Origin of the sequence: Luminiphilus syltensis NOR5-1B (genome assembly GCF_000158175.1) — a bacterium.
In the GTDB taxonomy this organism is placed as follows: domain Bacteria; phylum Pseudomonadota; class Gammaproteobacteria; order Pseudomonadales; family Halieaceae; genus Luminiphilus; species Luminiphilus syltensis.
In genome coordinates, this window is sequence record NZ_DS999411.1 from 3253309 (window position 1) to 3261541 (window position 8233).

Sequence of the window (8233 nt, forward strand, 5' to 3'; positions counted from 1 at the left end):
CTATGGAATTGATGACTCGACGCTCTGGGACCGATCAACCAACCTCCTTGCCTGGAAGCTATATCTGGGCGAACTACCGAGTGGTGCAGAGCTGACTTCATTCGCGGCGCCGGGACGAGAGGAAAATCTCACGGGTTTGCCTGATGCCTTTATTATGGTTGGCGATCTGGACCTTTTTGTGGACGAAAACATCGCCTACGCACAACGGCTACTTCAGGCAGGGGTGGCTACAGAGCTGCATGTGTATCCGGGTGCGATACACGGCTTTGATATCCTGGCACCGCAATCCGAGGTCGCCAGAAAGGGCAATCTAGCTGTAAAAAACGCCCTGCGAAAAGCCTTATTTGAAAAAAATCGACCAGAAACTGCCGGATAACGCAAAAAGCACGCTCGGCTGGCATTGGCTTTCATTAGTAAAAAACAGACCCTCCAAAAAACGCGAATTTGTCGGTCCATTTAGAATGGCCAGTGCAGGCTTAGTACCAATACGACTTAGGTTTTTGGCCCTCCCGCGACATAAAGCACCTGGCCCGAAACATACGACGAACGCTCATCAACAAAAAACGATACTGCCTGCGCGATATCTGCAGGCGTGCCCGCCCGCCCCACCGCGGCACCACTCGCCATTTCTGCCTCCATATTCTCAACCGACTGGCCGCTACTATCAGCGATTGCGCGCGTCATGTCAGTCACCACAAACCCGGGGGCGACCGCATTAGCCGTCACATTGAAATGCCCGAGTTCTAGCGCAAGGCTCTTGGTCAGGCCCTGAACACCCGCTTTTGCAGCAGCATAATTTGCGCTGCCCGCCAGACCCAAGGCACCCATACTTGAGAGGTTAACGATACGTCCCCACTTCTCAGTACGCAGGAATGGCGCTATCTCGCGAGTCATTAAAAATGTGCCGCGCAAATTCACGTCCATCACCAGCTCCCAATCTTCCAAAACCATTTTATGGACCATCCGCGACCGCATGACGCCAGCATTATTGATCAGTATGAGTGGCGGGCCAAGAGTTCCTGCGACCTCGGCAACCGCAGCAGCAACCGAAGACTCATTTGTCACGTCTACAGCAACCCCGATGGCCCGACGACCAACGGATAAAATACTATCGACGGTAGCCTTGCACTGCTCAGCATCCAGATCGAGAACCGCCACATCACAACCGTCTTCCGCCAAGCGACTGGCGATCTGTGCACCGATGCCCCGCGCCGCTCCTGTCACTACAGCAATGCGTGTCATTGCTTTTCACCTTTCTCAGTTAGGCCCAACTTCTTTAGAACCGGTTCGACCAACAAAAACTTACGCGGTCGCCCCGTAGCCGTTGTTGGCAACTCCTCTGGCTTGATAAACACCACATGCCGCGGCACTTTAAAACGAGCCAACCGCTGGCGACAGAACTCGATCAATTCAGATTCATCGACCGACGGGAGGTGTTCAGCGACCACGCATGCTACGCCCACTTCACCCATGCGTTTATCGGGGATCGCCACAACATGAACGTCGGAAACTTCAGAATGCGTGATCAGCACCTGCTCCACTTCCAGCGGCAACACCAACTCACCACCACAGCGATAGCTCTCCTTAGTGCGCCCCTTAAGGATGATATAACCCTCTGGATCGACCACGCCTAGATCACCGGTTCGGAACCAGCCCTCATCATCAAAAGCAGTGGCCGTTTCCTCTGGCTTCTTGTAGTACCCCCTGGTGACCCCGGCACCTTTCATTCGTAATTCACCCACTTCGCCGGGTGGTAATTCATCTTCGGTTTCGGTATCCACTACCCGATAGGTCACCAGTTTTCCCTGATTCTGTGGATCTCCCGCCACACCCACATCTCGCAAACGTCCATTGGTGAAACGCAATTTATCAATTGGGTCGTCGGGACGTGTCACGGTTGATGATGCGGTTGCCTCACTCATGCCGTATCCTGTGGTTACCTCGATCTGGCCGAACTTCTGAAAAATACGATCCCACAATTCCGGAGGCGCTTTCCCCCCCGAAGAAAGCATTGTCTTCAGGTTAGAGACGTCATAATCACCAGCCTCCAATTCGTCTAGTAGTGCCAGCGTCATGGTTGGAATCAACAAAATATCATCAACGTGTTGAAGACCAATCGAATCAAGAGCTGCGGCAGGATCAAACAGTAGCTTGATGACCGCCGCACCACCCACGGTCAACGCCGCAAGTAGACCTTCGACATAGCCGTAAACATGGTACATGGGCAGTGCAAATAGAATTCGCTGCCCATCTTCCATAGCGCGAGCGTATGCACTTCCATAGGCAGTGCGAAGCAACATATCGTGGGTTAGCAAAACACCCTTGGGGCCGCCTGTCGTTCCAGATGTATAAATAATATCTGATGGTGATCGGGGATCGACAGTCAACTCGGGTGTCGATCCTGAAGCATCGCTAAGCGCCTCAAAGCTCTGTACACCAGCTGGTAATGGTTCGCCAGAAACAGGTAGAACAAAAATAGTTTTAAGGTACGGCAAGACCTCTCCGCCACCGCCACTTACCCATCCGGGAACTATCTGATCCAACATTTCAAGATAGTTGAGGTCGCGAAAACGGTCCATTGCGATCAAACAGCGCGCTTCCGACTGCGCAAGCACATAGGCAAGCTCATCTCGGCGATTGAGGAAATTGATTGGAACAGCGGTGGCACCAACCCTCGAAATCGCAAACTTAGCAGCTACGAACTCGGGATAGTTAGCCATGAGCAGCGCAACGTGATCGCCCGGCTTTATACCAACATCAACCAGGCCAGTGGCGATCCTGGATGACCAACTATGCATCTCGCTATAGCTGAAGCTGGACGTATCAGCGACGATAAAATCGCGGTCGGGCCAGCGGTCTGCGGCACTGGCAAGAGCCTGATGCAGCGCCTTTGGAGTCCATACAGGATGCTTACCCTCCAACTCATTTTGACGCTCACCTACTGATTTCACTAACCCCATTTACCGACCCTCACCGCTTGAGGACAATTGATCCACCATTCCCGGCGAGGCCCAGCACCGCTGACATTCCTACGCGCGCCCCCGTCACCTGACGTCCTACGGCCTCACCACGCAGCTGCCACACCAGTTCACAAACCTGAAGAACGGCCTGCGCAGTGGTCGCCTCGCCAAACGATAAAAAGCCACCGCTCGGGTTCAAGGCCAAATCACCATTAATCGCAAAACGCCCGTTATTGATCATCCAATCGCTCTGCCCTGGTTCAACAAAGCCAAACAGTTCAGGCCAGGCCAGGAGGTGCCATGAGGTATTATCGGCCATCTCCAGCACATCGATATCCGGCAGGTCGACGCTGGCCATTTCCATTGCTCGTTTTACCGAAGTGGTGACCTCACTGGTGTGCGCTACACCCTCTAAGACAGTGTTGGAAATCGTAGGAATTCTCCGTGCGGGATCTCCGAATTGGCCCGAGCCGATGGCGCACCCGGCCACCTCGACTAGTGGACGACCCGTCCCCTCTGCAAACTTCCTGGAACCGAGAACCACTGCAGCGGCGCCGTCGCTTACAGGACATATCTGAAGAAGGTGCAGCGGGTCGGCTACCATCGGTGAGGCAAGGACCTCCTCGATCGTTAACGGATCTCTGAAGCGCGCATAAGGATTGGCCGCCGCATTACTGCGCATCAATACGGATGCGCGCGCCAGGGTTTCGTCACTGGTACCGAAATCATACCGCCGGCGCTGCGCCTCAAGGGCCCAATAGGCTGGATTGGTCGCGCCCATGGTGACCCAGCGCAAGAAGTCGCTGTCTGAAATATCGTCCTGACTTCCTGGCGGCCGAGGAATAAAGCCCTTCGGCATACGCTCAGCACCGATAACTGCCACTGAATCGTGTTGACCGCTGGCAATCATTGAATATGCTGTATTGAACGCAATGGCGCCGGCAGCACAGGCGCCGCCCACATTAATACAGGAAATCGCCCGCTCCGATACCGCCTGCAAAATCTCATTGGCGTGCAGACCCCAGCCCATGCCACCTTCAAACCGCGAACTTGCTGCAACCAGACCTTCAATACCTTCCCAGCCAATACCGGCATCTAAAAAGGCGGCATTGAGGGCTTCGATGGCCATCGCAAGCTGGGTTGTCTCCGGTCGCTTGCCCCAGGGAATGGCACCCGCACCTGCTACATAGACTCCTTCACTCACTCGGCGTGCCCTGACTTTCGGGGGTAAACGCGTGTGTGTGTACCTGCTTGCCGTCAGCATCCTTGACAAGATCGCTAAGGGCTAAAACATAGCGCTCCCCAATAGCGATATCATCGAGCGCAATTCCAGACAGCATGCCCATCACCCGCACCTTTTCTGGAAACTCAACAACCCCAATAGCATAAGGCTGCCAATCATCATTGCGAAACAACGGCGGCGGCTGATAATGCTGAACCGTATAGCTGTAGAGCGTTCCAACAAGGGATAGTTGAGTTGATTCGACCGTGTCAGAACCACAGGCCGGATTTCGACAGGTTGTGGAAGACGGGAAATAGGTCATATGGCAGCCAAGGCAGCGCGTCCCCATCAGTCTAGGCCCCGCCTCAGTCTGGACCATTAATCCCTCTACAACGGGATTAAATGCCTCAAGCGTGCTCGGCATATCGCCAGTCATAGCGAAAGAATGTCCCGCGTCTCGCTAAAGTAGAGGGTGTCGTTATCAACATCAACTACCTCCGCGTTGTGGCGCACGTATCGGCGCCCACGTTTTTCGAATTTATCAGTGGCGCGAGTAGTAATCCTTACTGTTGCACCCACCGCAATCGGAGCGAAAATTTCTGAGTCATGAAACGTATGTATCGATCCAATAGCAAATGGCTTGGTGTGATCGAACTGAACTGACAGTACAAAGTGTGAGACGAGCAAGGGAGGAACAATAGCGCCTCCGAAGGGTGACTCTCCCGGAATACGCCACGAGTTCATCCGCCAAGCCTCGTACCAGGGGTTGAAGTCCTCGACACCATCTGCGTAAAGAGTAACTAACTCAGGCGAGAGGTGTAGTTCACGCTCAAGCACGTCCCCTACTTCAACCATATCCCAATACGGAAGACACTCCTCTGCGAGTCCATTGATAAACTCCTGAGTCTGACCTTCCTGTATAGCTGTCATTGGCTTCAATCGATTCATAACTAGCGCTCTACTCTCTTCGTGTTTCTGCGTGCCTGCGTTTTTAAGATACCGCTCACTCGGGAACAGTCACCTCAACTACACCAACCGTCTTTTTTTCACCCTTTTCGTTTTCACACCAGACATCAACCTTAAAACGAAAGCCGCGCTCCAGTGGAGTCTTCTCCGTGACTACGCCACCCGTAGTGATGACTTCGTCGGCCAGCACCGAGCTAACGTACTTACAAGCAATCCTGGACCCCTGAAATATGTGTTCACCGAAGTGGTTGACACACATTTCGGCAATGTAGGCGGACGACATCTCGCCTGTCTGAATGGGCGCACTGAGACCGGTTGTTTGCGCGTAGCCGGGGTCCCAATGATTCGGATTAAATCGACCCCAGAGTCGTGAACCCATGAGTTGAATCACCGCCTTTTTTGAAATTGGTTGTAGCGCATAGCCCACTTCAGTATCGCTAGTTACGCGGTGTGTCAGATCGGTTGATGTCATGATTATCCTTTCTCCGCTTGCTCGGCGTATCTGCTGCACGCAACTCTTGCCCAGCACGAAATACCAAAACCCTGAGTGCTTAAGATGATATGGATTAATTTCAACACAACTGTTGACTTTTTGCAAGCAGAGTCCTGATAATTGAACCTGCTACATCGTTGAACGCGGGCAGAGCTCTCGGTTTCGACGACTTTTCACCATTAAAGAGACCAAGCTATGCAGGAAAAAAAATCCAAGCTGATCGACGCCGTTATCGTAGGTGCAGGGTTTGCCGGACTTCGCGCCCTCTATACCCTTCGAAAAGCCGGACTGAGCTGTCTGGTGATCGAGGCCTCTGACGAGGTGGGCGGTGTGTGGAATTACAATCGCTATCCAGGCGCCCGTTGCGATGTAGAAAGCTATGACTATTCCTATGGTTTCTCCAGAGAACTCGAAAACGAATGGCGCTGGACGGAGCGTTATGCAAAGCAGGGAGAGATACTTGAATACATTCGTCACGTCGCAGACCGGTTTGATCTGAAGAAAGATATTTCATTCAAGACACGACTTGAATCGGCCCAATATGACGAAAGCCATGCAACTTGGAACATAGAAACGAGTAAGGGCGACAGGCTTACCGCACGATTTTTTATAATGGCCGTTGGACAGCTTTCGAAACCCAAGAAGCCTGATATAAAGGGAGAATCCTCTTTTAAAGGAAACATTTACCACAGCGCTCTATGGCCAAGAGAAAAAGTTGATTTTACGGGCAAACGTGTTGGCATCATTGGCACCGGATCTTCGGGTGTTCAGATGACGCCTGTCATCTCCGACCAGGCCGACCACCTGTGCATCTTCCAGCGAACCGCGAATTACAGTATTCCGGCCTGTCACGCCCATATAAGCGACGAAGAAGACGCTTCAATAAAGGCGGATTATAAGACCAGGCGGGAGCAAGCTCGCAATTCCCCGAGCGGACTAGGCTTCGTACCCAATGGCGCATCTGCATTGGATGACCCACCAGATATACGGGAGAAAAACTTCGAAGAAGCATGGAATCGACTCGGCTTTGGTTTCGCCTTGGTTTACAAGGATATCCTGTTGAATGAAGAGGCCAATGACGTTGCAAAAGAATTCGTACATCGCAAAATTGCCGAAAAGGTTCACGACCCGGTTGTGCGAGAAAAACTGACACCGAAAGGGTTTCCTTTCGGTGCAATGCGGCCTGCCGTGGATCACCTGTACTATGAGTCCTTCAATCGAGAAAACGTAGAACTGGTGGACATCAAGGAAGATCCCATTCAGGAGATTACTGAAACGGGAATTCGCACAGAAAATAATGAATACCCCCTCGACATCATCATTTTTGCGACGGGATTCGATGTATTTACCGGATCCCTTCTGGCCCCCGAAATTGTTGGCCGCAACGGCGTAACTCTTCGGGAGCGCTGGAAGGATGGCCCCAAAAACTATCTGGGACTGAGTACCGTAGGTTTCCCCAATATGTTTATTATGGTTGGCCCTGGTAGCCCTTCGCTGCTCAGTAATGTTCTAGTTTCAACCGAGGATCATGCGGACTTTATTCGCGACCTGATTGTAAATATGAAGGAAGCAGGAATGGATGAAGTCGAAGCAAACGCAGAAGCCGAACTACAATGGGTCGAACACGTCAACGAACATTCCAAGAAAACGCTTTATCCAAAGGCAGCCTCTTACTATATGGGGGCCGAAGTACCTGGAAAGCCACATGTATTTATGCCTTACTCGGGCGGGGTACGCTCCTATCGTCGTACACTTTACGACGTGATGGATAACGATTGGAAGGGTTTTGATATGCACGCCATAGAGGAACGCGACGTTCGGTAGCGTAAAACCAAAACGTCCGTTCTGTCTCTCAGTTCTTTGACGCCGATTTATCTTTCATTCTCAGTGGGCGTCGGTGCAGCATAATCTAATAGTAACCTTTTTCCTGCCCGCCACGCGCAACATACAACTTCGGGCGTAGCTTCGCAGGAGCTTCGATACCTTACCCTAAGGTGTTTGTAGTGCTGTTGGTCGAAAGATGGTCGCTAAACGAGCTGCATTAGCGACCATCATATATCCATCAGCGATGGCACTGATTCTGCTCTTTTAATAATAAGGCGGTTAGTGTCTCCAATATTTCCGCGTAGAAGTAAAGCAACCTTGCTTTTTCAACACACACAAAAAGGATTATCGTGGGTTAGCGGGATCAAGGCCTGCGCAGTACCTCACTCATTGCTCTGGAAGACGTTCGTTGACGACCACACCTTATGTCTTGAAATCGGTGAGGCAGACGGTAGTCCTTTGAGCTGCTCGCGTAGCTCCAGCAATGTCAGCGCACTGTCAGAGTCGCTCGTCGACGCACAAAGAATTACCGCTTACCTCACCAGCTTAGCGCCACATTGGGTCGTTATTTCGCCGCCGCCCTGTCTCGACCCCTGAGGGTGGCTCGACGCCGCTTTGCTATCGCGTCCGACGAGCGAGCTGGTTGCTACTCCCTCTCCACTGGAGCCACGCGAGCAGCTTGAGTAAAGTGGGGGTAGGCCGCCCGGGTCAGGTACGAACAGATACCCAAAGCCTATGCGAGGAGAAAGATGATCCCTGACGTCCACA

Annotated in this window: 8 protein-coding genes; 2 read left to right on the top strand and 6 right to left on the bottom strand. The window is 52.3% G+C overall.

Annotated elements, in window-relative coordinates; translation table 11 throughout:
* Nucleotides 1-376, top strand: a 376-nt coding sequence (locus NOR51B_RS14675) for an alpha/beta hydrolase fold domain-containing protein (protein ID WP_040482186.1), incomplete at its 5' end; no start/stop codon positions are given.
* Between the two features lie 116 nt (nucleotides 377-492).
* On the opposite strand, the gene NOR51B_RS14680 is transcribed toward NOR51B_RS14675, so the two are convergent.
* The 6 genes from NOR51B_RS14680 to NOR51B_RS14705 form a co-directional block, all read right to left on the bottom strand.
* Nucleotides 493-1242, bottom strand: a complete 750-nt coding sequence (locus NOR51B_RS14680; protein WP_009021564.1) for an SDR family oxidoreductase — start codon at nucleotides 1240-1242, stop codon at nucleotides 493-495.
* Nucleotides 1239-2960 (bottom strand): class I adenylate-forming enzyme family protein, encoded by a 1722-nt coding sequence (locus NOR51B_RS14685; RefSeq protein WP_040482187.1) that lies wholly within the window; start codon nucleotides 2958-2960, stop codon nucleotides 1239-1241. The genes NOR51B_RS14680 and NOR51B_RS14685 overlap by 4 nt, the downstream gene beginning before the upstream one ends.
* Nucleotides 2961-2970: 10 nt before the next feature.
* Nucleotides 2971-4164: a thiolase C-terminal domain-containing protein gene (locus NOR51B_RS14690; protein ID WP_009018861.1), complete on the bottom strand. Its 1194-nt coding sequence runs from the start codon at nucleotides 4162-4164 to the stop codon at nucleotides 2971-2973.
* A complete protein-coding gene (locus NOR51B_RS14695) occupies nucleotides 4157-4618 on the bottom strand; it encodes a Zn-ribbon domain-containing OB-fold protein (protein WP_081443993.1) in 462 nt (153 codons plus the stop codon). Before NOR51B_RS14695 ends, NOR51B_RS14690 begins: the two co-directional genes overlap by 8 nt.
* Entirely contained in the window at nucleotides 4615-5112 is a 498-nt protein-coding gene (locus tag NOR51B_RS14700) for a MaoC family dehydratase (RefSeq protein ID WP_230198485.1), read from the bottom strand. The genes NOR51B_RS14695 and NOR51B_RS14700 overlap by 4 nt, the downstream gene beginning before the upstream one ends.
* Before the next feature lie 73 nt (nucleotides 5113-5185).
* Nucleotides 5186-5620 carry a MaoC family dehydratase gene (locus NOR51B_RS14705; RefSeq protein WP_050759503.1) on the bottom strand — a complete coding sequence of 145 codons (435 nt, stop codon included), beginning with the start codon at nucleotides 5618-5620 and terminating at the stop codon, nucleotides 5186-5188.
* 216 nt (nucleotides 5621-5836) lie between these two features.
* Here NOR51B_RS14705 and NOR51B_RS14710 point away from each other — a divergent pair, with 216 nt between their 5' ends.
* Nucleotides 5837-7465 carry a flavin-containing monooxygenase gene (locus tag NOR51B_RS14710; protein WP_009021089.1) on the top strand — a complete coding sequence of 543 codons (1629 nt, stop codon included), beginning with the start codon at nucleotides 5837-5839 and terminating at the stop codon, nucleotides 7463-7465.
* Nucleotides 7466-8233: the final 768 nt, after the last annotated feature.

Excerpts from the sequence above, each read along its gene's own strand:
- NOR51B_RS14705 (WP_050759503.1), bottom strand. The coding sequence starts at position 5,620 with ATGACATCAACCGATCTGACACACCGCGTAACTAGCGATACTGAAGTG.
- NOR51B_RS14700 (WP_230198485.1), bottom strand. The coding sequence starts at position 5,112 with ATGACAGCTATACAGGAAGGTCAGACTCAGGAGTTTATCAATGGACTC.
- NOR51B_RS14695 (WP_081443993.1), bottom strand. The coding sequence starts at position 4,618 with ATGACTGGCGATATGCCGAGCACGCTTGAGGCATTTAATCCCGTTGTA.
- NOR51B_RS14685 (WP_040482187.1), bottom strand. The coding sequence starts at position 2,960 with ATGGGGTTAGTGAAATCAGTAGGTGAGCGTCAAAATGAGTTGGAGGGT.
- NOR51B_RS14710 (WP_009021089.1), top strand. The coding sequence starts at position 5,837 with ATGCAGGAAAAAAAATCCAAGCTGATCGACGCCGTTATCGTAGGTGCA.
- NOR51B_RS14680 (WP_009021564.1), bottom strand. The coding sequence starts at position 1,242 with ATGACACGCATTGCTGTAGTGACAGGAGCGGCGCGGGGCATCGGTGCA.